The organism is Nitratireductor sp. GZWM139, from assembly GCF_030068685.1.
GTDB lineage: Bacteria > Pseudomonadota > Alphaproteobacteria > Rhizobiales > Rhizobiaceae > Nitratireductor > Nitratireductor aquimarinus.
The window spans coordinates 131,897-157,671 of the sequence record NZ_JAMQML010000003.1; the positions used below are offsets into that span (position 1 = coordinate 131,897).

The 25,775-nt window shown below is 61.4% G+C and carries 21 protein-coding genes; 11 read left to right on the plus strand and 10 right to left on the minus strand.

Annotated elements, in window-relative coordinates; genetic code table 11:
• The gene (guaD, locus tag NDI72_RS04740) at positions 1-1,308 is read left to right on the plus strand and encodes a guanine deaminase (RefSeq protein ID WP_283799822.1); all 1,308 of its coding nucleotides are present in this window, start codon (positions 1-3) and stop codon (positions 1,306-1,308) included.
• Between the two features lie 15 nt (positions 1,309-1,323).
• Entirely contained in the window at positions 1,324-2,595 is a 1,272-nt protein-coding gene (locus tag NDI72_RS04745) for a glycerate kinase type-2 family protein (protein WP_283799823.1), read from the plus strand.
• A gap of 3 nt (positions 2,596-2,598) precedes the next feature.
• Here NDI72_RS04745 and NDI72_RS04750 read toward each other — a convergent pair whose 3' ends face one another.
• The 5 genes from NDI72_RS04750 to NDI72_RS04770 all read right to left on the minus strand — a co-directional run bounded on the left by NDI72_RS04750 (position 2,599) and on the right by NDI72_RS04770 (position 6,747).
• Positions 2,599-2,988, minus strand: a complete 390-nt coding sequence (locus tag NDI72_RS04750) for a VOC family protein (RefSeq protein WP_206547843.1) — start codon at positions 2,986-2,988, stop codon at positions 2,599-2,601.
• A 15-nt stretch (positions 2,989-3,003) separates the two neighbouring features.
• Complete coding sequence (locus tag NDI72_RS04755) at positions 3,004-3,675, minus strand: RNA polymerase sigma factor (protein ID WP_206547842.1); 672 nt, start codon at positions 3,673-3,675, stop codon at positions 3,004-3,006.
• Between the two features lie 89 nt (positions 3,676-3,764).
• A complete protein-coding gene (locus tag NDI72_RS04760) occupies positions 3,765-4,739 on the minus strand; it encodes a WD40 repeat domain-containing protein (protein ID WP_206544223.1) in 975 nt (324 codons plus the stop codon).
• A 70-nt stretch (positions 4,740-4,809) separates the two neighbouring features.
• Positions 4,810-5,919 (minus strand): CobW family GTP-binding protein, encoded by a 1,110-nt coding sequence (locus tag NDI72_RS04765; RefSeq protein WP_206544222.1) that lies wholly within the window; start codon positions 5,917-5,919, stop codon positions 4,810-4,812.
• A gap of 63 nt (positions 5,920-5,982) precedes the next feature.
• Complete coding sequence (locus tag NDI72_RS04770; protein ID WP_283799824.1) at positions 5,983-6,747, minus strand: creatininase family protein; 765 nt, start codon at positions 6,745-6,747, stop codon at positions 5,983-5,985.
• A 174-nt stretch (positions 6,748-6,921) separates the two neighbouring features.
• Between NDI72_RS04770 and NDI72_RS04775 the strand changes: the two genes are divergently transcribed.
• The 4 genes from NDI72_RS04775 (at position 6,922) to NDI72_RS04790 (ending at position 10,141) form a co-directional block, all read left to right on the plus strand.
• Positions 6,922-7,398, plus strand: a complete 477-nt coding sequence (locus NDI72_RS04775; RefSeq protein ID WP_113152988.1) for a MarR family winged helix-turn-helix transcriptional regulator — start codon at positions 6,922-6,924, stop codon at positions 7,396-7,398.
• A 223-nt stretch (positions 7,399-7,621) separates the two neighbouring features.
• On the plus strand, positions 7,622-8,641 hold the full coding sequence (locus tag NDI72_RS04780; protein WP_113152987.1) for a LacI family DNA-binding transcriptional regulator: 1,020 nt from the start codon (positions 7,622-7,624) through the stop codon (positions 8,639-8,641).
• Positions 8,642-8,688: 47 nt separating this feature from the next.
• Positions 8,689-9,657: a 2-hydroxyacid dehydrogenase gene (locus tag NDI72_RS04785; RefSeq protein ID WP_283799825.1), complete on the plus strand. Its 969-nt coding sequence runs from the start codon at positions 8,689-8,691 to the stop codon at positions 9,655-9,657.
• A gap of 76 nt (positions 9,658-9,733) precedes the next feature.
• Entirely contained in the window at positions 9,734-10,141 is a 408-nt protein-coding gene (locus tag NDI72_RS04790; RefSeq protein ID WP_283799826.1) for a hypothetical protein, read from the plus strand.
• Between the two features lie 2 nt (positions 10,142-10,143).
• Here the strand turns inward: NDI72_RS04790 and NDI72_RS04795 are convergent, their stop codons facing one another.
• A complete protein-coding gene (locus NDI72_RS04795; RefSeq protein WP_283799827.1) occupies positions 10,144-10,917 on the minus strand; it encodes a gamma-glutamyl-gamma-aminobutyrate hydrolase family protein in 774 nt (257 codons plus the stop codon).
• Between the two features lie 268 nt (positions 10,918-11,185).
• On the opposite strand from NDI72_RS04795, the gene NDI72_RS04800 reads away from it, so the two are divergent.
• Positions 11,186-12,292 (plus strand): TRAP transporter substrate-binding protein, encoded by a 1,107-nt coding sequence (locus tag NDI72_RS04800; RefSeq protein WP_113152983.1) that lies wholly within the window; start codon positions 11,186-11,188, stop codon positions 12,290-12,292.
• Positions 12,293-12,365: 73 nt separating this feature from the next.
• On the opposite strand, the gene NDI72_RS04805 is transcribed toward NDI72_RS04800, so the two are convergent.
• Entirely contained in the window at positions 12,366-14,222 is a 1,857-nt protein-coding gene (locus tag NDI72_RS04805) for a TRAP transporter large permease (protein ID WP_283799828.1), read from the minus strand.
• Positions 14,215-14,823 (minus strand): TRAP transporter small permease subunit, encoded by a 609-nt coding sequence (locus NDI72_RS04810; RefSeq protein WP_283799829.1) that lies wholly within the window; start codon positions 14,821-14,823, stop codon positions 14,215-14,217. Before NDI72_RS04810 ends, NDI72_RS04805 begins: the two co-directional genes overlap by 8 nt.
• A 433-nt stretch (positions 14,824-15,256) precedes the next feature.
• Between NDI72_RS04810 and NDI72_RS04815 the strand changes: the two genes are divergently transcribed.
• Positions 15,257-16,351: a TRAP transporter substrate-binding protein gene (locus tag NDI72_RS04815; RefSeq protein WP_206547835.1), complete on the plus strand. Its 1,095-nt coding sequence runs from the start codon at positions 15,257-15,259 to the stop codon at positions 16,349-16,351.
• A gap of 128 nt (positions 16,352-16,479) precedes the next feature.
• Here NDI72_RS04815 and NDI72_RS04820 read toward each other — a convergent pair whose 3' ends face one another.
• Positions 16,480-17,871 carry a TRAP transporter large permease gene (locus NDI72_RS04820; RefSeq protein WP_113152979.1) on the minus strand — a complete coding sequence of 464 codons (1,392 nt, stop codon included), beginning with the start codon at positions 17,869-17,871 and terminating at the stop codon, positions 16,480-16,482.
• Entirely contained in the window at positions 17,871-18,443 is a 573-nt protein-coding gene (locus NDI72_RS04825) for a TRAP transporter small permease subunit (protein ID WP_283799830.1), read from the minus strand. Before NDI72_RS04825 ends, NDI72_RS04820 begins: the two co-directional genes overlap by 1 nt.
• A 454-nt stretch (positions 18,444-18,897) precedes the next feature.
• Between NDI72_RS04825 and NDI72_RS04830 the strand changes: the two genes are divergently transcribed.
• The 3 genes from NDI72_RS04830 (at position 18,898) to NDI72_RS04840 (ending at position 25,726) form a co-directional block, all read left to right on the plus strand.
• Positions 18,898-22,377 (plus strand): indolepyruvate ferredoxin oxidoreductase family protein, encoded by a 3,480-nt coding sequence (locus NDI72_RS04830; RefSeq protein WP_283799831.1) that lies wholly within the window; start codon positions 18,898-18,900, stop codon positions 22,375-22,377.
• Positions 22,378-22,468: 91 nt separating this feature from the next.
• Positions 22,469-24,775 carry a putative bifunctional diguanylate cyclase/phosphodiesterase gene (locus NDI72_RS04835; RefSeq protein WP_206544214.1) on the plus strand — a complete coding sequence of 769 codons (2,307 nt, stop codon included), beginning with the start codon at positions 22,469-22,471 and terminating at the stop codon, positions 24,773-24,775.
• 165 nt (positions 24,776-24,940) lie between these two features.
• Positions 24,941-25,726 (plus strand): N-acyl amino acid synthase FeeM domain-containing protein, encoded by a 786-nt coding sequence (locus NDI72_RS04840; RefSeq protein WP_206544213.1) that lies wholly within the window; start codon positions 24,941-24,943, stop codon positions 25,724-25,726.
• Positions 25,727-25,775 lie beyond the last annotated feature (49 nt).

Consider the following 25,775-nt stretch of genomic DNA (forward strand, 5'->3'; position numbering starts at 1 on the left):
ATGGCACAGAAACTCATCCGCGGGCGGCTCCTGTCGTTCAAAGCCGAACCGCGGAGCATCGACGACCACGACGCCTATCTGTTTGAAGAGGATGGCGCGGTTCTGGTCGAAGATGGCGTTATCCTTGCATCCGGCAGCTTTGCCGAGGTCGCAGCAGGCGCAGAAGCGGGGCACGCGGTGGTGGATCATCGCCCGCATCTCATTCTGCCGGGCTTCATCGACGCCCATGCGCATTTCCCGCAGATGCAGGTGATCGCGAGCTATGGCGCCGAGCTTCTGGACTGGCTGAACAACTACACCTTCCCCGAAGAAACCAGGTTCTCCGACATTCAGCACGGCCGTCACATCGCCCGTCTGTTCTTCGATGAGCTGCTGCGCAACGGCACGACCACGGTTGCTGCCTATTGCTCCGTTCACAAGGAAAGCGCGGAGGCGTTTTTCGGTGAGGCGCTGGCGCGCAACATGTGCGTTGTGGGCGGCAAGGTGATGATGGACCGCAACGCGCCGGCCGCACTCACCGATACGCCGCAGTCCTCCTACGACGACACGAAGGCGCTGATCGGCGAATGGCACGGCAGGGGCCGGCTCAATTATGCCGTCACGCCGCGTTTCGCCATCACCTCCAGCCCCGGGCAGCTGGAGATGGCCGCAGCGCTGATGCGCGAATTCCCCGACCTTCACATGCAGACGCATCTCTCCGAAAATCACGACGAGATCGCGCTGACGGCGGAGCTTTATCCCGACGCGCCGGACTATACCGGCATCTACGAGCAGTACGGTCTGCTTGGCCCCAGGGCGCTGCTCGGCCATTGCATTCATCTTTCCGAGCGCGAGGCGGATGTGCTTTCCGACACGGGCTCGGTCGCCGTGTTCTGCCCCACCTCCAACCTCTTCCTCGGTTCCGGCCTGTTCGACTATCTGCGTTATCGCAAGCGTGAGAAGCCGCTGCGTCTGGCCTCGGCGACGGATGTGGGCGGCGGCACCAATTACTCCATGCTGCGCACCATGGATGAGGGCTACAAGGTCATCGCGCTCAATGGCGAGAAGCTGAACCCGCTTGCCTCCTTCTGGCAGATCACGCGCGGCAATGCCGAGGCGCTTTCCCTGTCGGAGCGCGTGGGCACGCTGGAACCGGGCACCGACGCCGATATCGTGGTTCTGAACGCGCGCGCAACGCCGGTCATGGCGCTGCGCATGGAGCGCATCGAAACGCTGGCCGAGGAGCTTTTCCTGCTCCAGACGCTTGCCGACGACCGCGCCATCGTGGAAACCTATGTCGCAGGAGAGGCTGCCAAAAGCGCCTTATAAATTCTGGGGGCGCATGTGACCGGCAGCATCGATCCGAAGGCGTTTTTCACAAGACTGTTCGCCGCTGCCGTCGCCGCCGCCGACCCGGCCAAAACCATTCGCGCATTCCTGCCGGAAAAGCCCCGGGGCCGCACAATCGTGGTCGGGGCCGGCAAGGGAGCGGCCCAGATGGCGGCGGCGCTGGAAGATGCCTGGGACGGGCCTCTGGAAGGCGTGGTCGTCACCCGCTACGGCTATGGCGCGCCGACCCGCATGATCGAGGTTCTGGAGGCGGCGCACCCGGTGCCGGATGAGGCCGGCCTCTCGGGCGCAAAGCGTCTCATGGACAGCGTGAACGGGCTCGGCCCGGATGATCTGGTGATCGCGCTCGTCTGCGGCGGCGGATCGGCGCTGCTGCCCGCCCCCGCAGGTTCCCTGACGCTCGCCGATGAGATTGCCGTCAACGAGGCGCTTCTGGCGTCCGGCGCGCCGATCTCGGCCATGAACACGGTGCGCAAGCACATCTCCGCAATCAAGGGCGGCAGGCTGGCCGCCGCGGCCCATCCCGCGCGCGTCGTCTCGCTGATTGTTTCGGATATTCCCGGCGATGACCCGGCGCTTGTTTCATCCGGTCCGACCGTGCCCGACATGGCCAGCCGTGCGGACGCGCTTGCCGTGATCGAGACCCATGGCATGCAGCTGCCCGATGCGGTGATGCAGCATCTCGCATCACCGGCGGCAGACGCACCAAAGCCGGATGATCCGCGTTTTGCAGGTCATGAGGTCCATGTCATCGCCTCGGCCGCGCGTTCGCTGGAAGCGGCCTCCGCCGCCGCCGAAGCGCAGGGCGTGCCTGCCGTCATCCTGTCGGATGCGATTGAGGGTGAGGCGCGTGAGGTGGGCCCCGTTCATGCGGCGATTGCCCGTGAGGTGGCGTTGCGCGACCGGCCTTTCAGAAAGCCGGTCGTGCTGCTTTCGGGCGGCGAAACCACGGTGACGCTGCGCCGAAGCGGCGGGCGCGGCGGGCGCAACACCGAATTCCTTCTGGCGCTTGCGCTTGGCATCGAGGGTATTTCCGGCATCTCGGCTTTCGCCGCCGATACGGATGGCATCGACGGGTCGGAGGAGAATGCCGGCGCCTTTGCCGATCACGGCACCGTCGCGCGGCTGCGCTCTGCCGGCCACGACCCGAAGGCGCTGCTTGCCGCGCATGACGCCTGGGGCGCGTTTGATGCTCTGGGCGATCTGTTCGCGCCGGGGCCAACCGGCACGAATGTCAACGATCTGCGAGCGGTTCTGGTGCGGTGATGGTTACGCGCTTCTGCGCGGGCGCTCTTCCGACTGATAAACGGACAGGACATGCCCGTCCGGATCTGCGAATTCGGCAGACCAGCCGCCCGGAGCATGGCTGACGGGCGTCACAATGGTCGCGCCTTTCTCGGCAAGGCCTTCCACGACATTGTCGATGCCACCTTCTGAGAGGTCGAACACCACAATGGGCGTGTTTCCGGGGCGGGATTCCATCTTGAAGAAGATGAGTTCGATATTGTTCTCGATGCTGGCCAGCAGCCAGTCGCCCGTCTCCTCGTCCCCTTCCATCCTCTGGACATTCAGCCCGGCCACGTCGCGGTAGAACGCTTCCGTGCGGTCGATGTCGTTGACGTAGTAGCAGATGGTGCCGATGCGGACGTTGGAAAGCATGTGTGTCTCCTGATGTTACAATGTTGGTTCTGCTTCTTGATTGCCGCAGGAGCCAGGTTTGTGAGCTTTGGGGTGAGAAAAACTTACCGCAAAGAGGTGCCCGTCCGGATCGTGGCTTGCAAGGAATGCAGAATTGCGACCGGTCAGCGGAAGAAGGTTCTGCCGGATCGTGCCGAAGGCGAGCGTGCCCGCCAGCAACTTTCCGGGAAGGGGAGCTGCATCGGGCGGGGCATCGCGCCAACGCTTGCGAAGGCCGGCAATGCGCTGACGCAGGCTCGCATCGGAAATGCGCAGAAGGTGCCGGATTTCACTGCGCGTATGACCGCCGAGCGCGAGGAGCGCAACAATTCTCTGGCCCCTTGGCAGGCCGGCGAGAAACGCGCTCGGGACATCCCCGTCGTCTGCAGGCTCGAAAAGGCTTGCAGCGTTCTCACGCCTTGTCCGGCGATAGGCGGACCGACGTTTCGTCGCCGCCACGTTGCGCATGACGCCCTGAAGCCAGGCGCGGTTCTCCACGCATGGCCGGTTGCCGGCATTCAGCGCTGCGATCAGCGTTTCATGCAGCAGGTCTTCCGCTTCAATCTGGTGCGATGCGTGGCGATGCGCCGTTTTCAGAAGATGGCGATAGGTCGCGGGGGTGAGTTCAAGCCGGGCAGGCATCTCCTGCACTGTGCGCCTGCTATCCACCGCTCGCTCCCCCATGCTTCCAGTCAGGTGAGGAAGCTACAGGACGCAGTGCGCGCTGCAAGCAAAGACTGAGGCACAGGGCGTGAAATTCAACCCGCGATATCCACCACGCCGCTTTCACCGGTCTCGGAGCCAAAGGCAAGGCGGCGGCCATCATCGTCCCAGGCCATGGCGGTGATCGCACCCTTGCCCTGCCGGCGCAGAAGCACCTCCTTCTGGTCGGCAAAGCGCCCGGCGAGGATCATGCCGTCGGCATAGCCGATGGCGACGATTTCCTCGGTCGGATGGCAGCAAACCTGCGTCACCATCGTGTCGCCGCGTGTTCCCAGCTCAAGTGGCGCCTTGCCCATCGGGCCGTCCTTGGCCTGGAAGGGCCAGACAATGGCGGCCGGAGCGCCGGAAGTGGCGAGCCACTTGCCCTTGGCGCTCCAGGAAAAGCTCTTCACCTTGCCCGGATAGCCGGCCATGCGCATATGCTTGCCATCCGCGAGTTTCCAGCCGTGCAGGGCGTTTTCCTGCATGGTGGTGACAAGGAACTTGCCGTCCGGCGAGAAGGTGATGCCGGTGTGCGCGCCCGCCCATTCCAGCTCTGTCGGCTTGCCGTCGGTGGCCGGAAAATGCAACGTCGCGCCATTGTAGCGGGCAACCGCAAGCCGCATCCCCTTCGGCGCAAAGGCGATGCCTTCCACCGAGCGCGGGTGCTGGAATTCGCGCTGTTTTCCATCGGCAAAGCGCACATAGGCGTTGCGCCCGACCGCAAAGCCGACCGTGCCCTGCGGACCAGCTGCAACGCTGGTCACCCATTTGCGGCCGATCTCGGCCAGCGTTTCCACCGTGCCGTCAGCCGCGAGTGCTGCGACCCGTCCATCTTCGCCGCCGGTGATAAGGCGTGCATGATCGACGTCGGGGCAGGCGGCCAGCAGCCCGTCATGAACCTCTGCCCATTTGTGGCCATTGTCGAGACGATGCACCACGCCATCGGCCAGCGCGAAATGCGGAATGTCGTTCAGCCAGGCAGTGGCAATGCAATGGCTTTCGAGGTCGAGCGGGGCGACTGTGGGCATGTGGGCAGGTCCTGGGCGATGCCGGTCTATGGATTTTCGTGTGGCGCGGCGCGTGTGGCTCTGTCAGGCCTTATGCCTGACAGGCCTCGAACGTGCGCTGCAGACGCTCGGTGTCGAGGTCGCGGCCAATGAAGACGAGCCGCGTCTCACGCTTTTCGTCGTCGCGCCAGGGGCGCTGGTGATCGCCCTCGATGATCATGTGTACGCCCTGCACCACGAACCGGTCCGGATCGTCCGGGAACGCGATGATGCCCTTGAGGCGCAGAATGCTCGGCCCGTCTATCTGGGTGGTCTTCTCGATCCACGGGAAGAACTTTTTCGGGTCCATCTCGCCACCGCGCAGCGACAGTGATTTCACGCCCGCATCGTGGATCGGCGAGGCAGCGCCATGGTCATGCGCATGATCGTGGTGCCCATGCCCATGGTCGTGATCATGCCCGTGGTCATGATGATGATGATCGTGGTCGCAGTCGGGGCCGCACACATGGTCCGGATCGTCGTGATCGAGGAAGTGCGGATCATTGTCGAGCACGCGCTTCAGATCGAATGCGCCACGGTCCAGAACCTCGGTCAGCGAAACGCCGGCGCGTTCGGCGCGGTGAATGCGGGCCATCGGGTTGATCGCGCGGATCGTTGCCTCGACCGCCGCCAGTTCTTCCGGCGTCACGAGATCGGTCTTGTTGACGATCACGACATCGGCGAACGCGATCTGGTCTTCGGCCTCATTGGAATCCTTCAGGCGCAGCGGCAGGTGCTTGGCGTCGACCAGTGCGACCACCGCATCGAGGCGGGTCTTGGCGCGCACATCGTCATCCATGAAGAAGGTCTGCGCCACGGGGGCGGGATCGGCCAGGCCCGTGGTCTCCACCACGATGGCGTCGAACCGGCCCGGACGCCGGGTCAGCCCTTCGACCACGCGCACCAGGTCGCCGCGCACCGTGCAGCACACGCAGCCATTGTTCATCTCGTAGATTTCCTCGTCGGATTCCACGATCAGGTCGTTGTCGATGCCTATCTCGCCGAATTCGTTGACGATCACCGCATAACGCTTGCCGTGGTCTTCGGTGAGAATGCGGTTCAGAAGCGTCGTCTTGCCGGATCCGAGATAGCCGGTCAGCACCGTGACCGGGATCTGGTTCGGGGTCGTTTCGCTGGGCGTCTCGGTCTGCGCGTCGGACATGGTTTCTCGCATAACTTGAAAGGTTTCTCGACTATATAAGACGGCGTTTTGCCGATTGCACGGTCAGTCTTCGAAATGGGACAGATCGAACCGGTCGACATCGACAAGCAGCTCGACGAAGCCTGTGACTGCGTTGTCGATGATGCGTTCGCCCGCTTCTGCGCTGGAAGCCGCCGCATTGCCTGTCACGCCCATCGGCGAGAGATCGCGCATCATCCAGCCGAAAGCGTGTGGCCCGTAGGCGCGCAGATGCCTGAAGTCGCGGCGGAAGGCGGCCTGCGCAGACTGGAAGTCTGCCGCCTTCTCCATGTCGACGAGATCCGGTCGCAGCGCCAGCATGACCGATGTTTCGATGAAGCCGCCATGGATGCCCAGCGCGCGCTCCTCGTCGGAGACCAGATCCTGCGGATAGCCGAAGCGGGTCCAGCTCGTGGCGACCGCCAGCATGCCGAATCGAACGCGCAATTCCGTCGCCACGATGGTCAAAAGCGGTGAGTTTCCGCCGTGAGCGTTCAAAAGGACCAGTTTTTTTGCGCCGGCTTTGTTCTGCGCCTCACCGATGCCGACCCAGCGTTCAACGGCTTCATCGAAAGAAAGGCTGCGCGTTTTCGGCGAGTCCGAGTGTTCGATAGAATAGCCTATCTTCTCAACCGGAAGACACGTGATGTCGAGATTTTCGGGGCAGGCGCTTTTTGCTTTTGAAGCAATGGCTTGGGCGATGATCCAGTCGGTTTCGGGCGGCAGGTGCGGGCCATGCTGCTCTGTTGCGCCCAGAGGCAAAATGGAAATCTTTTTGCCTTGAGCGGAGGGAACTTCTTGTGTGGTCATTGCTTAATACCGACTGCCTCAAGACGAGATAACGTTGTATGCTTAGCCAAAAGTAGACCATCCCCATTGGTATGAAACTGGTCAATCTTAGGTTGCATTGAGCTTCGTTACGGCTATTTTGACCGCAGGGGCGTTCTAACTCATTCTCGAGGATGTCTAAAGGGGACTAAATATATGGCCAAAGCTGTAAGGGGCGCGACGATAGGGTTGTTGCAGTCGGCCGCCAGGCTTTCACGTACCGCTCTGGCCGAGCGGCTTCTGGCACACGGCTTCTATGCCGGCCAGGACAAGATCATGTTAGCCTTATCCATTGAAAACGGGCAAGCGCCAAGTCAGCTTGCCGGACTGTTAGGCGTCAGGCCGCCAACCATTACGAAAACAATCAATCGACTTGCCAATCAGGGGTTTTTGGAAAAGCGATTATCGGACGAAGACGGACGACGTGCCCATATTTTTCTGACCGAACAGGGCGAGCAGGCCATCAAGGCAATCGAAAAATCGGTTCGCAAAACCGAGAAGCTCGCACTGAAGGGATTCGATAAAAAAGATCAAAAGGCCCTCGCCACGCTCCTCTTGAAAATCGAAGCCAATCTGAATGGCGAAAGCCACGACATGATTGACGAGGACGAAGATGCGGAGGTCGATGCGTAGTTAGGATCTTCGGCGTTTCCAGCGACGCCCGAGGATCGGCTTGATCAAGCTTTCTACGCAGAATGCGTAACTAGATTGACCTTTTCCCCAGCCATGGCATAAGCAACCTTAAACAGTTTAAGGTGGCTTAATCTGTCACGACCTGATTTTGGGTTGGATACGACGCATCTGTCGTTGTCCGACACCAGATGCGGGTTGGTATTGCGGGTAGGGGAGAGGTCGACTGGCGCAGAAGATCAAGCTTTCAACAATCGCCGAAGCGCTTGGTGTTTCAACGGCGACCGTGTCTCTCGCGCTTCGCGACAGCCCGCTGGTGGCAGATGCCACGCGCCAGCGCATCAAGGAGCATGCGCGGGAGATCGGTTACATCTACAACAGGCGCGCAGCCAGCCTGCGCACCTCGCGATCCGGCATTATCGGGGTTGTGGTGCACGACATCATGAACCCGTTCTTTGCCGAGATTCTCCGCTCCATCGAAAGCGAGCTGGACCGGTCGCGCCAGACCTTCCTGCTGTCGAACCATTACGACCAGTTGGAGAAGCAGCGCACCTTCATCGACACGCTTCTGCAGCTTGGCGCAGACGGGGTGATCATGTCGCCGGCCATTGGTACGCCGCCGCAGGACATTCGTCTTGTGGAGGAGAACGGTCTGCCGACGGTGCTCATTGCACGTTCGGTAGAGGGCGCGCGCGTGCCCGTGTTCCGGGGCGACGACGCCTATGGCACGGGGCTGGCCACCAATCATCTGATCTCGCTCGGTCACACGCGCATCGCCATGATCGGTGGCACGGATCAGACCTCTACGGGTCGCGACCGTTATCAGGGCTATGTCGACGCCATGCAGAAGGCGGGGCTGGAGATCAAGCCGCAATGGCGTTTTCCGGGGCCGCGCACCAAGCAGGCGGGCTTCGAGATCGCCGGTGCTTTCCTCGCGCTCAAGGACAAGCCGACGGCTGCCGTCTGCTGGAACGACCTCGTTGCCATCGGCCTGATGAACGGCATTGCGCGCGCTGGCCTCGTGCCGGGGGTGGATGTCTCCGTCACCGGCTATGACGATCTGGAGGAAGCCGCCATCGCCACGCCGGCGCTGACGACGGTCTGGAACGGTCAGCGTGAAGTTGGCCGCCGCGCTGCGCGGGTCCTTCTGGACCGGCTGAACGGCGCCGATGTGAACCTTGCTCAGGAGCTGATCAAGCCGGAGCTGCACATACGCCAGTCGACGGGGAAACCGGTCGAGCGCTGACCGGTTTCGTCCTGGCCTTTACTGTTGATCTTATTGGGAGAGTGGATTTGTCGGAAACGCAGGGGACCGCCATTCTGGTGCCGGGGCGATTGCACCCGCACGCGCTGGAACGCATTGATGCAGAATTTGAACTCCTGACGCTGGAGCAGGCCGACGCCACTCTGGTCACGGAAGAGATGGCCGCGAAAGTGCGTGGCATTGCTTCAATGACGGTGGTGGACGCCGCCTTTATCGATGCGCTGCCCAATCTTGAGATCATCGCGAATTTCGGCGTGGGTTATGATGCGGTCGATGCCGCGCATGCCGCCCGCAAGGGTGTGATGGTGACCAACACGCCCGACGTGCTGACTGACGAAGTTGCCGACACGGCCGTCGGGCTCCTTCTCAACACGGTGCGCGAGCTGCCGCGCGCCGAAGCATGGCTGCGCGAGGGCCGCTGGGTGCGCGAGGGCGCTTACCCATTCTCGCGCGGGTCGCTTCGCGGGCGCACGGTCGGCATTTTCGGCATGGGCCGCATCGGCCGCGCCATTGCACAGCGTCTTGCAGCCTTTGGCCTGCCGATTGCCTATCACAACCGCCGAGCGGTCGATGATGTGCCCTATGCCTATCACGACACGCTTCTGGGGCTCGCTTCTGCCGTCGATACGCTGATCTGCGTCGCGCCCGGCGGCGAGGAAACCAGCAAGGCCATCAATGAAGCGGTGTTGAAGGCGCTGGGCTCCAATGGTGTTTTCGTGAATATCGGTCGCGGCAGCACGGTTGATGAGGCAGCTCTCATCAGGGCGCTTGAGGATGGCACGATCTTCGCTGCCGGGCTTGATGTGTTTGAGGATGAGCCCAACGTGCCCGAGGCGCTGCTTGCCGTGGAGAACGCATCCCTGCTGCCGCATGTCGGCTCTGCCTCGGTGGCCACGCGGCAGGGAATGGCCGATCTGGTGGCGGATAATCTCGTCTCCTGGTTCGTCAAAGGGCAGCCGATTACGCCGGTGCCGGAAACGGCTTCCGTCACGCGCTGAAAGGCGCTTTGTTAGCGATTTGTTAACCAGGAAAGCGGAACTTCCGATTCTACTTTGAGTTGGGGGTTCCGCCTATATGAAACTGTTTGTGTCGGGTGCATTGCTGGCCACGCTTTTGGCCTCGGGCGGCTATTTCTCAGATGCGGTTTCGGCCAGGGATGGCTCCGAAACCCCGCTGACGCAGGAAGCGCTTGCAGGAACGAACGCCTCCGAATTCACCCTGATGCGCATCGGTTTTGAAGATGTGTGCAAGCTGCGCCGCGCGGACACATCCGGCGAGGCGCAACTGACCCTCGACAGCGCCTGCGCGCAGCTTGTGCCCGCCCTTGCCGGTGCGCGGGTCTGGCAGGAACGCGCCGATGGCACGGTCGCGTTCCTCTCTGCTTCCGGTGAAACGCTGGTCGAGTTCTTCCCCGGCGACGGGGTGACTTATGAGTCCCTGCGACCCAGCTCGCCCCTTCTCAGCCTCTACCGCGAAGACTGAGCCTATTCCGCCGCAATCCGCGCGCTGATGCGGGCGGTCGCGTGCCGGTGAACGGCCTCGCCGAAAGCCTTGAAGATTCGTGCCGACGCATTGTCATTGTGCGCCCAGTATTCGGGGTGCCATTGCACGCCAAGCGCAAATCCCGGCGCATCCTTCACCGAAACGGCTTCAACGGTTCCGTCATCGGCCATGGCTTCCACCTGAAGGCGCGGCGCGACAGTCGATGCCGCCTGCCGGTGCACCGAGTTCACCGCGATCTCTGACGTATCGAACAGTCCCGCCAGGCACCCGCCCGGCGTGATCTTCACCGACTGGCGGATGGCGAAACGCGCATCGAAGGCGGCTTCCTCGTCGCCGCGATGGTCGAACGCGCCGTCGCGCTCGTGGACCTCCATGGCCAGCGTTCCGCCAAGCGCCACGTTGAGCTCCTGAATGCCGCGGCAGATCGCCAGAAGCGGCACACCCTTTTCGATGGCCCGGCGAATGAGCGGCAGTGTCGTCGCATCGCGCGCATGGTCGTAGGGGCCGTTCTCGTCCGTGGCGTCTCCGCCATAGAGCGCCGGATAGACGTTGGATGCCGATCCCGTCACCAGCACGCCGTTGACCGTCTCGAGCAGGCTGTCGAGGTCGTATTTGTCGCCGAGCGAGGGCACGAGAACCGGCAGCACGCCGGCGGTCGAGATCGCCGCGTCAAGATAGGGCTGCGGCGTTGCGTGCCAGGTGTATTTCTCAAGATCCTTTGCGTCCGTCGTGACGGCGATGAGGGGCGTGGGCATTTGAATTTCCGTAGGTTGGCGGCTTTGTGTGTTGAAGCCGAATGTAGAGATTGCCGAAGCGTTTCCAAAGGGGCGTTTGAGCCTTTTCTTGGGCCTTCGACATTGGTCGTAAACGGGGGGCTCGGCGCTGGACTTAAAAACCCCTGCGTGCATTGATGCGCAAGGCTTTCGGCGCTCAAGAAAAGCAAACATATGGAGCGACGAAACCATAAACGGGTCGAAGTGCATGCGTGCTTCGGCAGACGGTTCCAGAATGGGAGGAAAACATATGGACCGCAGAACCTTCATCAAGAAGGCGGGAATGGCCGGCACGGGTGTCGCTGCCGCTTCAGCCCTGGCAACGCCGGCAATCGCCCAGTCAATGCCAAAGATCACCTGGCGCTGCACCTCGTCTTTTCCCAAGGCGCTCGACACGATTTACGGCGCAGCCGAGACCATGGCCGATTTCGTGAAAGGCGCGACGGACGGGAATTTCGAAATTCAGGTCTTTGCCGCCGGCGAGATCGTGCCCGGTCTGCAGGCAGCCGATGCAGCCGCCACCGGAACGGTCGAGATGGCGCACACGGCCTCCTATTATTACTGGGGCAAGGACCCGACATACGCGCTCGGCACCGCCATCCCTTTCGGCCTCAATTACCGTCAGCAGAATGCCTGGTTCTATTATGGCGACGGCAACACGCTGATGAACGAGTTCTACAATGAGCAGGGTCTCCATGCCCTGCCATGCGGCAACACCGGCGCACAGATGGGCGGCTGGTTCCGCAAGGAGATCAACACGGTCGAGGACCTCAAGGGCCTCAAGATGCGTATTGGCGGCATGGGCGGCAAGATCATCGAGAAACTCGGTGTCGTTCCCCAGCAGATCGCCGGCGGCGACATCTATCCGGCGCTGGAAAAGGGCACGATCGACGCGACGGAGTGGGTCGGCCCCTATGACGATCAGAAGCTCGGCTTCAACAAGGTCGCCCAGTATTATTACTATCCCGGCTGGTGGGAAGGCGGTCCGGTTCTCCACGCCATGTTCAACAAGCAGAAGTGGGACGAACTGCCGGATGCCTACAAGACCGTTGTCGATGCGGCCTGTCGCGCGGCCAATGCCGACATGATGGCGCGCTACGATTACAAGAACCCGGCAGCCCTGCGTCAGCTGGTGGCGGATGGCGCGCAGCTGCGGCCGTTCAGCCAGGAAATCCTGGAAGCGTGCTACAATGCCTCCATGGAGACCTACAGCGAGATTAACGGCTCGAACGCGACCTTCAAGAAGATCTACGACAATCAGCAGGCCTTCAAGAAGGACGCCTATCTGTGGGCGCAGCTTTCCGAGTACACGTTCGATACCTTCATGATGATCCAGCAGCGGGCCGGCAAGCTCTAGCCTTCTGATTGGATGCAGACAGTGAAAACCCCGGAGCGGTCGCTCCGGGGTTTTCTTTTGGCTGTCGGTTCGGTCAGTCGAAGCTTGGCGGCTGGCTGAGATCCGGGGTCGCCGGCTTCTGCTCCTGCTCCTGCGGCGCGGCTTCCGGCGCACCGGCGGGTGCGCCGATCGGGGGCAGGCCGCCAAGGCCCGGCAATTGCAGCCCGTTGTTCTGCGCGCCGCCATCGCTGCCGCCGGACTGGCCGGGTGGCGCGCCGAAGGGCGAACTGCCGAGCCCGCCGGGCAGGCCAAATCCGGGTCCGCCATCATTGCCGCTGCCGAAGGAGGGAATGTTGATCTCCACCTCGCTGGGATTGACCGTGCTTTCCTTCTTGTAGTGGGTCACGAGGCCGGGGAAGCTGATCACAAGGATGATCATCAGGAACTGGATGATGATGAACGGGATCGCCCCCTTGTAGATCTCCGTCGTCTTCACCGCCGGCAATATCCGCCCGGACACCTCGTCCTTCCACTCCTTCATCGGCGCAATGGAGCGCAGATAGAAGAGCGAGAAGCCGAAGGGCGGCGTCAGGAACGATGTCTGGAGATTGATGCCGAGGATGACGCCGAACCAGATCAGGTCGATGCCCAGCGTTTCCGCTGCCGGCACCAGAAGCGGCACCATGATGAAGGCGATCTCGAAGAAGTCGAGGAAGCAGCCGAGAATGAACACGATCACCGTGACGGTGAGCAGGAAGCCGATCTCGCCGCCAGGCAGCGCCAGTAGAAGCTCCTCGATCCAGACATTGCCGTTGATGCCGTAGAAGGTCAGGCCGAAGACGCGCGCGCCGATCAGGATGAACATGACGAATGCCGAGAGCTTCGTCGTTGCGTCGAGAGCCTGTTTGAGAACGGTGAAGGTGAGCCTTCTTTTGACGATGGCGAGGAGCAGCGCTCCGGCGGCCCCCATCGCGCCGCCCTCGGTCGGCGTGGCGATGCCCAGGAAGATGGTGCCGAGCACGAGGAAGATCAGCGCCAGCGGCGGGATCAGCACGATCACCACCTGTTCGGCCAGCCGCGAGAGGATGTTCAGTTTGAGATAGCGGTTGGCGAGGCTGAACAGCAGCGCGAAGATCGTCGCCGTGGTGGCCGCCCAGACAAGCCGCACCTCGCCGCGCATTTCGGCGAAGACGGTGTGATAGGTGGCGAAATAAATCGCCACGGATGCGGCGATCAGAAGGACGAGAGACATGACGCCGCCGCCGAGCTTGCGTGTCTCCGGCGGCAGTGCGGGCGCCCATTCCGGCTTGAAGATGGTGACCGCGAAAACCAGCAGGCAATAGGCCGCGATGATGACCAGTGCCGGCAGTAACGCGCCCACATACATGTCGCCGACCGAACGGCCGAGCTGATCGGCCATGACGATCAGCACCAGCGACGGCGGCACGATCTGCGCCAGCGTTCCGGAGGCGGCAATGGTGCCGGTCGCAAAGCCGCGATTGTAATTGTAGCGCATCATGATCGGCAGCGAGATCAGACCCATCGCGATCACCGATGCGGCGACCACGCCGGTCGTCGCCGCCAGAAGCGCGCCGACCAGAACCGCCGCATAGGCAAGCCCGCCGCGCACCGGCCCGAAGAGCTGGCCGATCGTGTCGAGCAGGTCTTCGGCCATGCGCGAACGTTCGAGGATCAGTCCCATGAAGGTGAAGAACGGGATCGCCAGCAGCGTGTCATTGTACATGATCCCGTAAATGCGCTCGGGATGCGATTGCAGGAGCGGCCAGAAGAGCCGGATCTCGCTCGAAATGTGCGAGAGCTCGACACCGATGACGAAGAACAGCAGACCGCCCGCGGCCAGCGTGAACGCGACCGGATAGCCGATCAGCAGCATCGCCATGACGGTCACGAACATGATGGGCGCGAGGTTGTGGGCGATAAAATCAATCATCGCGCTTTTCCTCCATCTCGATGGCGGCTTCCGCTGCCGGGTGGAGTTCATGCTGCGGATTTGGCTCGTCGATCATGCCGCTCAGAACCGCCCAGCGCTTGATGATTTCGGAAACCGCCTGCGCGGTCAGAAGCACGAAGCCGGCAAGCACCATGAATTTCGCCGGCCAGATGATCAGTCCGCTCGCATTGGCCGAAATCTCGCCCGACACGAAGGAGCGCTGAAACCATGGCCAGCTCAGCCAGACGATCAGCGTGACGAAGGGCAGCAGAAAGAAGATGTGGCAGAACAGGTCTATCCAGTCGCGCGTGCGCTTGGAAAACAGGCTCGAAATGATATCGATGCGGATGTGTTCATTGCGCTGCAGCGTGTAGGCGGACGCCAGCAGGAACACGGTTCCATAGAGATACCACTGAAGTTCCAGAAGACTGTTGGAGGCGCGGGGAATCGGCAGATAGGCGGGCAGCCCGTCGCCGAGAAAGCGCACGATGGCGTTGTAGGCGGAGACCAGCACCGCGAACAGGATGAGCCAGGAAACCTGTTTCCCGATGAAACGATTAATAGCGTCTATGAGGCGCGAAAGGCCAAGGAGCCCCGCCATGCTTTCCTCCCAGCAATGTGTTCCCCCCGGATCGTTTTTTTATGATTCTCGGGTGTTTGCTTTGTGTTGCATATGCAGCGTGGCTTCAAGTGAGCCAAAAGTCGACATTGCGCGGGCCGCCCTGGGTGTGCGTGGACGTTTTCCTGTTGAAAATGAGGGGTAAGGGGGCGTTTTGAGGCGTTTGGGGAGGATTCAGCCGGGTTCGAAAAGGGGTATTTTCTTTGAAAGCCGGCTTTCTCTGCGGTTTTTCGCTGGCTAGAGGCACTCTCAAAATTTCATCGGGCCAGATTCCGTTCGCGCTAGACACCCACGCGGCTGCGTGTATTGATAACAGTTCGGAACGGGATGATTGTGTTTACACGCGTCACTGTTCAGTAGAAGAGGCCGTTTAACGGCCATTTTTTTCGCTTTTTGAATACTTGGGAGGTATTTCATGGATCGTCGTTCATTTCTCCGGAAGGCCAGCCTTGCCGGCGCCGGCGCAGGCGCTGCAGCACTGGCCACGCCGGCGATTGCGCAGGGCAACCAGACCTGGCGCATGGTTACGACCTGGCCGAAGAATTTTCCGGGACTGGGTGTTGGCGCGCAGCGTCTCGCCGACCGCATTACCGCCGCATCCGACGGTCGCCTGACCGTACAGGTTTACTCCGCCGGTGAACTCGTGCCGCCGCTTCAGTCGCTCGACGCCGTCATTGACGGTTCGGCCGAGATGAGCCACGGCGCGGCCTATTACTGGCAGAACAAGAGCCCCGCGCTCTCCTTCTTCACCGGCGTTCCCTATGGCATGACCTCGCGCGAGATGGCTGCCTGGGTGCGTTACATGGGCGGTCAGGAAATCTGGGATGAGATTTACGATCAGTTCGGCGTTCAGGGCTTCCTGTCGGGCGACACCGGCACGCAGGCCGGCGGTTGGTTCCGCGATGAGCTTACGGGTCTTGATTCCGTAAAGGGTCTGCGCTTCCGCACCCCTGGCCTCGGTGGCCGCGTGTGGGAGAAGCTTGGCGCAACGGTCACCAACATGGCCGCCGGCGAGATCTTCCAGGCGCTGCAATCCGGCACGCTGGACGCCGCCGAGTTCGTCGGTCCCTACAACGATCTGGCGCTGGGCTTCTACCAGGTTGCCAAGAACTACTACTTCCCGAGCTTCGTGGAGCCGGGTCTGGCAACCGAGCTGGTGGTCAACAAGGCGAAGTATCAGGAGCTGCCGTCCGACCTTCAGGCAATCGTCCGCGACGTCTGTCAGGCCGAGTACGACCAGGTGGCTTCGGACTTCTATGCCAACGATCCGCGCGCGCTGAAGACGCTCGTCGAAGAGCATGGCGTGAATGTGCGTCAGTTCCCCGATGATATCATCGAGGCCGGTGCAGTGGCCGCTGCCGAGATCATGGGCGAGCTGCGCGATTCCGGTGATGCGCTCACCAAGAAGACGACCGAGAGCTTCATCGAGTCGCTCAACATCCTGCGCACCCGCACCGAAGGCACGGATGGTCCCTTCATCGAGGCGCGCAAGAAGTACTTCTCGATCTGACCGGTTTCGGCTGAAATGAAAAAGCCCGGGCATTGGCCCGGGCTTTTTTGTTGCCGTCAGACTGTCGCCTCTCGAGCGGCAGTCCTTGCATGCGGCAGCCGGAGGAGATCACCCGGCTGCCGGACGCCTTAATTGTAGATCGCCCTTGGCAGCCATGTCGCGATCTCCGGGAACATGAACATGATCGCGATTGCGAGCACCTGCAGTCCCACGAAGGGCAGCACGCCCTTGTAGATCATCGATGTCTTCACATTGGGCGGTGCGACGCCGCGCAGATAGAACAGCGCAAAGCCGAAGGGCGGTGTCAGGAAGCTCGTCTGCAGGTTCACGCCCACCAGAACGCCGAGCCACACCGGGTCCACGTCGAGAGCCAGCAGGATCGGTGCGGTGATCGGGATCACGATGAAGATGATCTCGAACGTATCCAGGATGAAGCCCAGAAGGAACATGATCAGCATCACCACGGCCACGGCCGCCAGCGTGCCGCCCGGCAGGTTGGCGAGGAACTCGTGCACCAGATTGTCGCCGCCCATCAGGCGGAAGACAATGGAGAACACCGACGCGCCGAACAGGATGATGAACACCATGCAGGTGATGGAGGCCGTGGCGATGGCCGTCTCGCGCAGAACCGCGAAGGAAAGCCGCCAGCGGAGCCCCGCCAGCACCATTGCGCCCACCGCGCCCACGGAAGCGGCCTCTGTCGGCGTTGCGATGCCGCCCAGAATGGAGCCCAGAACGGCCATGATCAGAAGCAGCGGCGGCACCAGCGCCACCGCGACTTCGCCAAGCAGCTCTTTCTTCTCTTCAGGCGGCACCGGCGTTGCCGGGCAGGAGGCGGGATCGAAGATGGCCTTGAAGATCGTCCAGCCGAGATAGAGCGCCACCAGCATGACGCCGGGCAGAAGCGCGCCGGCGAACAGATCGCCGACGGAGACGGGCACCGGGGCGAAATTGCCCTTGGCCATCTGCACCTGCGCGTTGATGCCCGAAAGCATGTCGCCCATGAAGATGAGAACGGTGGATGGCGGGATGATCTGGCCGAGCGTGCCCGACGCGCAGATGACGCCGGTCGCCAGCTTCGGATCGTAATTCGCGCGCAGCATGGCCGGCAGCGAAATCAGGCCCATCGTGACGACCGTTGCGCCCACCACGCCGGTGGAAGCGGCAAGAAGCGCGCCGACAATGATGACCGACATGCCAAGGCCGCCGCGCAGATTGCCGAACAGCTTGCCCATCGTAAGCAGCAATTGCTCGGCGATCTTGGAGCGTTCGAGCATCACGCCCATGAAGATGAAGAGCGGCACGGCCACCAGCACTTCATTGGTCATGTAGCCGATATAGCGGTTGGCCAGACTGCCGAAATTGGACGGGTCGAACACGCCGAACCACATGCCGACAAGGCCGAACATGAGCGATACGCCGGCCAGCGTGAAAGCCACCGGGAAGCCCAGGAGCAGAAAGCCGATAATGCCGAAGAACATGAGCCCCGAAAGGAGCTCGCCAATAAGAACCGGATCCATCAGACGCTTGCCTCCGGCTGCTCTTCTTCATCGTTGGTGTAACGGAGTTTAGGGGGCAGGAGGTCTTCTGCGTCATTGAGGACGAGAATGGACCGCAGCGCCATGGCGATGCCCTGCAACGCCAAAAGCACCGCGAAAGCAAGGATGAACCCCTTGAGTATGAAAAGCCCCGGCATGCCGCCCACATTGGCGGACGCTTCGCCCAGCCGCCATGACCGGCTGACAAAGCTCCAGCCGTAATAGACGACGATCCAGCAGAAAGGCAGCAGGAACAGGAACACGCCGATCAGGTCGACCACGGCTTTCCGCCTTGTGCTGGCGGGCCGGTAGAAGATGTCGACGCGGACATGGTCGTTTCTCAACAGCGCAAAGCCGGCCACCGCCGTGAACATTGCGCCGTTCAGCCAGATGTAGAGATCCTGCATCCACACGAAACTGACGGAGAAGACATAACGCTGCACCACGACGGTGAAGCAGACCAGAACGATGGCCAGCGAAAGCCAGGAAAAGATGTTTCCGATAAAGGCGTTCAATCCGCTTATGGCGCGGACGAGAGAAGCGATTGCGCGCACGGGGTCACAAACCTCCGCCGTTTGCGCGCACGGCGAGTTGCGCGGTGTGATCTGCCATATGGGCCCTCTTGCATTTCCCCTTTGGTTGGGCGGCAGTTGTTCCCTGTCCTGCCCTTCCTGCCCGTAAAACGGGTATCGAGTGATTAGCAGCTTTGTTGCGGCTGCAAAAGTAATGGCGCAAGAAAAGTCGCCTTTTTGCGCTGCCCACCTAAATTAATGGATGTGGCTGTTGCACTCGCCGCACGGAACGGGAGAAGTGTAAGTGCGGCGCCGTTAGATTCGTTCGTCGCACGCGTTGCAGGGCTAATAAAATGTCCTTTCAAATCGCTGCTTTGCTGCGGTGTTGCGCATTGTGGCCCGAGCGGCAAATTCGTTTGACGGGATGCCGGCCGAATACAAAACTACCCTTGCGGAAACGTTTCCAACACGTGGTCCGCGGAGGAGGAAATAATTCATGACGCTTCATGACGTTGCGCTCGACGACAAGTATGATCTGACCAAGGAACGCATCTTCGTTTCCGGCGCGCAGGCGGTTGTCCGCATGCTCCTGATGCAGCGCGAGCGTGATCGACGCGCAGGGCTCAACACGGCAGGCTTCGTTTCCGGCTATCGCGGATCGCCCATTGGCGGTCTCGATCTCCAGCTGTGGAAGGCCAAGAAGCAGCTTGAAGCGTCCAATGTGATTTTTCAGCCGGGCCTCAATGAGGAACTGGCCGCCACCGCCTGCTGGGGTTCGCAGCAGACCGAGCTTCTGGGCGAGGGCAAATATGACGGCGTTTTCGGCGTCTGGTATGGCAAGGGGCCGGGCGTCGACCGGTCCGGCGACGTGTTCCGCCACGCCAATCAGGCCGGTTCCTCCAGGCATGGCGGCGTTCTGGCGCTGATGGGCGACGACCACACGGCCGAGTCCTCCACTGTCGCCAACGCCAGCGAATTCGCCTTCGTGGATGCGATGATCCCCATCCTGAACCCGGCCGGCGTTCAGGAGCTCATCGATTACGGGCTTTACGGCTACGCGCTCTCCCGTTTCGCCGGCACCTGGACGGCGATCAAATGCGTGAAGGACAACATCGAGTCGACCGCAGCCGTGGATGTCTCGCTTGAACGGCTGAACATCGTTCGCCCGGAATTCGACATGCCGCCCGGCGGGCTGAACATCCGCAACGAGATCAACATGCTCGGTCAGGAGGCGCGGCTTTACGATTACAAGCGCGCTGCCGCCGCCGCCTTCGTGCAGGCCAACAAACTCAACCGCATCATCTATTCCGGCGGTTCGAAGGCGAAGATCGGCATTGTCACGCTCGGCAAGAGTTATCTCGATACGCGTCAGGCGCTCGACGATCTGGGCATTGACGAGGCGCGCGCCAACCAGCTTGGCATCCGTCTCTTCAAGGTGGCCTGTCCCTGGCCGTTCGACGTGGAGCATATGCGCGACTTCGCGCGCGGTCTCGACATGGTCATCGTCGTGGAGGAGAAACGCTCGCTCATCGAGGTGCAGCTGCGCGAAAACCTGTACGGCACGGCCAACCAGCCGGAGATCATCGGCAAGGTGAACGAGAGGGGCGAGCGCCTGTTTGCGCCCACTGCGGCACTCGATCCCAACGAGATCGCCATCGCCATCGGCGAGCGCATCTTGCGGGTAATCGGCCCGTCCGAAGAGATCGCGGCGCATGTGTCGCGCCTGCGCCAGTTTCAGGCGATGCTTGCCGACACCAAGGATGTCTCCGGTCGCGCACCCTATTTTTGCTCCGGCTGCCCGCACAACACTTCCACCAATGTGCCCGAGGGCTCCATCGCCGGCGGTGGCATTGGCTGCCATTTCATGGCCACCTGGATGGACCGCTCCAATATCGGCTTCACGGCCATGGGCGGGGAGGGCGCGCAGTTCATCGGTCAGGCGCCATTCTCGAAACGCGAGCATTTCTTCCAGAATCTGGGTGACGGCACCTACAATCATTCCGGCTCCATGGCGATCCGCTTCGCCATCGCGTCCGGTGCGAACATCACCTACAAGATTCTTTACAATGACGCCGTGGCCATGACCGGCGGCCAGCCGCATGAGGGCGGTCTCACCGTCGACATGATTGCCGATCAGGTGCGCGCCGAAGGCGTGGAACGCATCGCCGTGGTCAGCGATGAGCCGGAAAAATATGCCGGCGTGGTCTCGTTCCCGCAGGGCACGACCATCAACCACCGCGACGATCTCGATCAGGTGCAGCGCGATCTGCGCGAGGTGAAGGGCGTTTCCGTTCTGCTTTACGATCAGACCTGCGCCGCCGAAAAACGCCGCCGTCGCAAGCGCGGCACGTTTCCCGATCCCGACAAGCGCGTGTTCATCAATGAACTCGTCTGCGAGGGCTGTGGCGATTGCGGCGTCAAGTCGAACTGCGTTTCGGTGCAGCCGCAGGAAACCGAATTCGGCCGCAAGCGCCGCATCGACCAGTCCAGCTGCAACAAGGATTTCTCCTGCGTCAACGGCTTCTGCCCCTCCTTCGTCACCGTTCACGGGGCGAAGCTGAAGAAGGCGAAGGGCGTCACCGGTGCGAACGATCCGCTGGAAGGTGTGCCGGAGCCTGCGCTTTACCAGATGGAGCGCGGCTGGTCGGCCGTGGTGGATGGCATCGGCGGCACCGGCGTCGTCACCATCGGCGCAATCCTCGGCATGGCCGCGCATCTGGAAGGCAAGGGCGCTGGCATCATCGACATGGCCGGCCTTGCGCAGAAGGGCGGGGCGGTGTTCACGCATCTGCGTATCGCGCCGACGCCTGAAGACATTTACGCCATCCGCGTTTCCGCAGGCGAGGCCGATCTGGTTCTGGGCTGCGATCTCGTCGTTTCCGGCGCGAAGAAGGTTCTGGCGTCCGCACGCCACGGGCACACGCTGTTCATGGCCAACACGGCGGAAGTCATGCCGGGCGATTTCGCCCGCTCCGCTGATTTCTCGCTGCCCATCGAACGGCTGAAACAGGCCATTCGCGCTGCGGCAGGCGAGGAGAAGGCGCATTTCTTCGACGCCACGCGCACGGCCAGCGTGCTGTTTGGCAATTCCGTCGGCGCAAACATGTTCATGCTCGGCATGGCCTATCAGTATGGCGGGTTACCCGTATCGGCGGAAGCCATCGAGAAGGCCATCGCGCTCAACGGGCAGGCCGTGTCCATGAATGTCTCGGCCTTCCGCTGGGGCCGCCGCGCCGCGCATGACCCCGACCATGTGCGCCGGCTTGTCGCCAAATCGTCCAATGGCAATGTGCGCCAGCCCCTGTCGCAGACGCTGGACGAGGTCATCGAGCGGCGTGCGACGTTCCTCACCGGCTATCAGAACGCGGCCTATGCGGAACGCTATCGCGCCCGCATCGCCCGCCTGCGCGCGGCCGAGGAAAAGGCGTTACCAGGCTCAACGGCAGTGACGGAAGCTGCCGCCCGCAACCTCTTCAAGCTCATGGCCATCAAGGATGAGTACGAGGTTGCCCGGCTCTATACGGATGGCGCTTTCAAGCGTCAGCTCGCTGCCGAGTTCGAGAGCTACGACCATCTGGAATTCCATCTGGCGCCACCGATCCTCGGTCGTCACGATGCGCAGGGGCATCCAAGGAAGTCGGCTTTCGGTCCGTGGATGATGACCGCTTTCCGCCTGCTTGCGGGCCTGAAGGGCCTGCGCGGAACCGGGCTCGACATCTTCGGCCGTACCGAAGAGCGCCGCATGGAGCGCAGGCTGCTTGCCGAGTATGAAAGCGATCTGGATCGCATCGAGGCGCTTCTGTCGCCCGAGCGTGCTGAGGCCGCTGTTGCTCTGGCTTCGGTGCCTTCTCTCATTCGCGGTTTCGGCTACATCAAGGAAGGCAACGCCGAAAAGGCTGCCGGCGAGCGGGCGCGGCTCAGGCAGCGTCTTGAGGATGGCGATGAGCCGGGGACGCTTCTGAAGGCTGCGGAATAGCTGGATTTTGCCGGCTGGCATGGTGAAAAGCCGGATAAACTTTTCTTAATGCTGTTGTGTCACAAATGGGCCCGTCAATCGGGCTCATGCAGTGAAAAACTCTAAGAACAGCATACCGGAAGACGTCTACGTTGGGTACATCCGTTCGTTGTTTCAGGACGTCGGAGTACTGCCCGTCGGCGCGGCTTGCTATGGCCTGATTGCGCTTCTTCTCTACTATAAGACCGGCCAGGCCGCGCATCTGTTCTTCGGGCCGGCCATGTTTGCCGCCGGCCTGTGGCGCTACTTCAAGATCACGCGCGTCGATCACGATCTGATCTCTGATTACCCCTCGGCGCTCGCCTGGGAAAACCGCTATCTGTGGTGGGGCAGCCTGCACGGCCTTGTGGTCGGTGCGTTCGGCTTCTTCGCGATTGTCTGGTCGAGCGACAATTTCAGTGAACTCGCCGCCGTTTCCGCCATTCTGAGCGGCACAATCACCATTGCCGGGCGCAATTACGGCTCCCACAAAATGGTGTCGATCCTGACGCTCACCATCGTCTTCCCGATGGCGCTCGGCCTGATGCTGAAGGGCGATTTCTATCATTTCGCGCTTGGCCTTTTCATCGCGCCCTTCATGCTGGTGGTCACCAAGATGGCGGATCTGGTGCGCACCGTGCTGTTCACGGCGATCAGCGAGGAAAAGCGCTCCACGCGCCTGGCGCAGCGCTTCGACCGGGCGCTGAACACCATGCACCACGGCCTTCTCATGCTGAACAATGAGGAGCGGGTGGTGGTCAGCAACACCCAGGCTGCCGAAATGCTGGGCTTCAAATCACCGGAGCAGATGCTTGGCCGCACGCTCAAATCGCTGCTGATGCGCGGCGTGGCGAGCGGTCTCCTGTCCCAGCGTGATTACGACTATGCAGAAGAGCACCTTTCGAAGGCCCTGCGCGAGGGCCGTAATCGGAAGGTTCTGCTGCGGATGACCAATGGCCGTCACTTCGAGTTCGCCGCGCGCGAAGGCCATGACGAGGTCGGTGTGCTCACCTTCGAAGAGGTGACAAGCCGTGTGGAGGCGGAAGAGAAGATCCGCTTCATGGCGCGCTATGACAGCCTCACCAGCCTGCCCAACCGGGCCTATTTCCATGAAAAGGTTTCCGAGGCCATGGCTGCGGGCGATCAGGACCGCCTGTGTGGTCTGGCCGTTCTCGACCTCGACGATTTCAAGACGGTGAACGACACGCTCGGTCATCCGGTCGGCGACGGGCTGATCTACGCCATGGCGGAGCGGCTTTCCGCTTTTGAGAGCGCCAATGTGCGCATCAGCCGCTTTGGCGGCGATGAGTTCATGCTCTATTTCAATCAGGTGGAAGACGAGGCGGAGTTCGCCCGTCAGTTCGAGCAGATCTTCTCGTCGCTCAGTGGTGAAGTCGATGTTGCCGGCCACGCGATGCGCATCCAGTCGAGCGGTGGCGCCGTGGTTGTTCCTGTTCGCTCCAGCGATGTGGATTCCATGATCGTCAAGGCCGACCTTGCGCTCTACAAGGCCAAGGAGCTCGGCAAGAACGGCTGGAGCCTGTTCGAGACGGAAATGGATGTTGCCTTCCGCAACCGCCAGGTGATGAAGGCCGACCTCAGAAGCGCCATTGAGGCCCGCAGCCTGCGGGTTGTCTACCAGCCGATCGTGGACGCCCACACGATGCGGATCGCAAGCTGCGAGGCGCTGTGCCGCTGGGATCACCCGGATCTTGGTCTCGTGTCGCCGGCCATCTTTATTCCGCTTGCCGAGGAAATGGGGCTGATCTCCGAAATCAGCACCATCGTGCTGGAAGCGGCCTGCAAGGAATGCGTGACATGGCCCGAACATGTGGGCGTTTCGGTCAACCTGTCGGCCAAGGATTTTCGTTCCAGTGACGTGATCGGCAAGGTGGAGCGCGCGCTCGAGAGGGCAGGGCTGCATCCGGCGCGCCTCGAAATCGAGGTGACCGAGACCGCGCTTCTGAACGACACCGAAGCCACGGTGCGCTACATCAACACGCTCAAGAAGCTCGGCGTGCGGATTGCGCTTGATGATTTCGGCACCGGCTATTCTTCACTCAGCTATTTGCACACCTTACCGCTCGACAAGGTCAAGATCGATGGCAGCTTCGTTGCCAATCTGAAGGAGGGCGAGCGTTCGCTTCACCTGCTTCAGGGCGTTGTGGACCTGTCGCGCAAGCTCGGCCTCGATGTGACCGTCGAAGGCGTCGAGCGTTTCGACCAGCTCCGGCTGCTCGAAAGCCATGTGAAACCCGATCTTTTACAGGGTTTCCTCTTCGGCGCAGCGCTTACGGCTTCCGGCATCGAGACCATGGCGGAAGTGAAGCAGTCCTTCCCCGCCCATTCCCCTTCCGGCACCAACCGCGCATCTGTCTGACAAGGCTTGATTCTTTGCTTTGCAATGGCGTTTGCCCGAAAAGCTTTTGTTAAGGTTAATAAAATCTAAATATAATTCGTACGAATTTCAGCTTTACATAAACCGTGAGGGGTTTACGCTTGAAATGTACGAGAGGTTGTAAAAGTCGACGTGGGGCATGCGGCAATGGTCACGAGTACCGGCCTGGTCGGCCTAAAACCGGGGGCGGAGCGTTTCGTCCGTGAACCGGAAAGAAAATCCTCAAGCTTCATCGATGGCGTGATGGCGCTTCTGGAGCGCACGGAGTATCGCCGTTGCGATACGAGCGAAGATCGGGAAGAGATCTTTCACCTTCGCTATCGCTCCTATCATGCGCATGGTTTCGTGCCGGAATCGGAGCGGCAGATCGTGAAGGATGATCTGGACGATCTTCCCAACTGCTACAATTTCGCTGTTTACATAGACAAGCGTCTGGTCAGCACTGTGCGTCTGCACCAGATCGACCATGACAATCCGCTTGGCCCCGTGACCAAAGGGTTTGGCGATATCATGTTGCCGCATATCGATGACGGCGAAACCTGCATCAATCCGAGCATGCTTGCGGCCGATCCGGACATCGCGCGCGAATACCGGGCGTTACCCTATGTGTCGCTGCGTCTGGTCATTGCTGCCTATGAGTATTTTCATTCAACCTATTGCGCCTGCCTGATCCGCCAGGAACACACGGCTTTCTACCGCCGTATCTTTGGCGCGCGTCAGATGAGCCCGGAGCGCGCATACCCGCCGATCAGCATCCCCCTGATGCTCTTTGGCGGTATCTGCTCCAAGGAATTCGGCCCGATTGTCGAGCGTTTTCCCTTCTTCCTGTCGACGAAATCCGAACAGCGGCTCCTTTTTGAGCGCCCGGCGCCCGGCCAAGTGGCGCCGCTGACCGTTCTCCCGACCGCGAAATATCTGCTCGACGCTGCCTGATCTATTTGCCATTCGCCGGGATCGCTTCTTGTCGCTCGCCGGCAGGCGG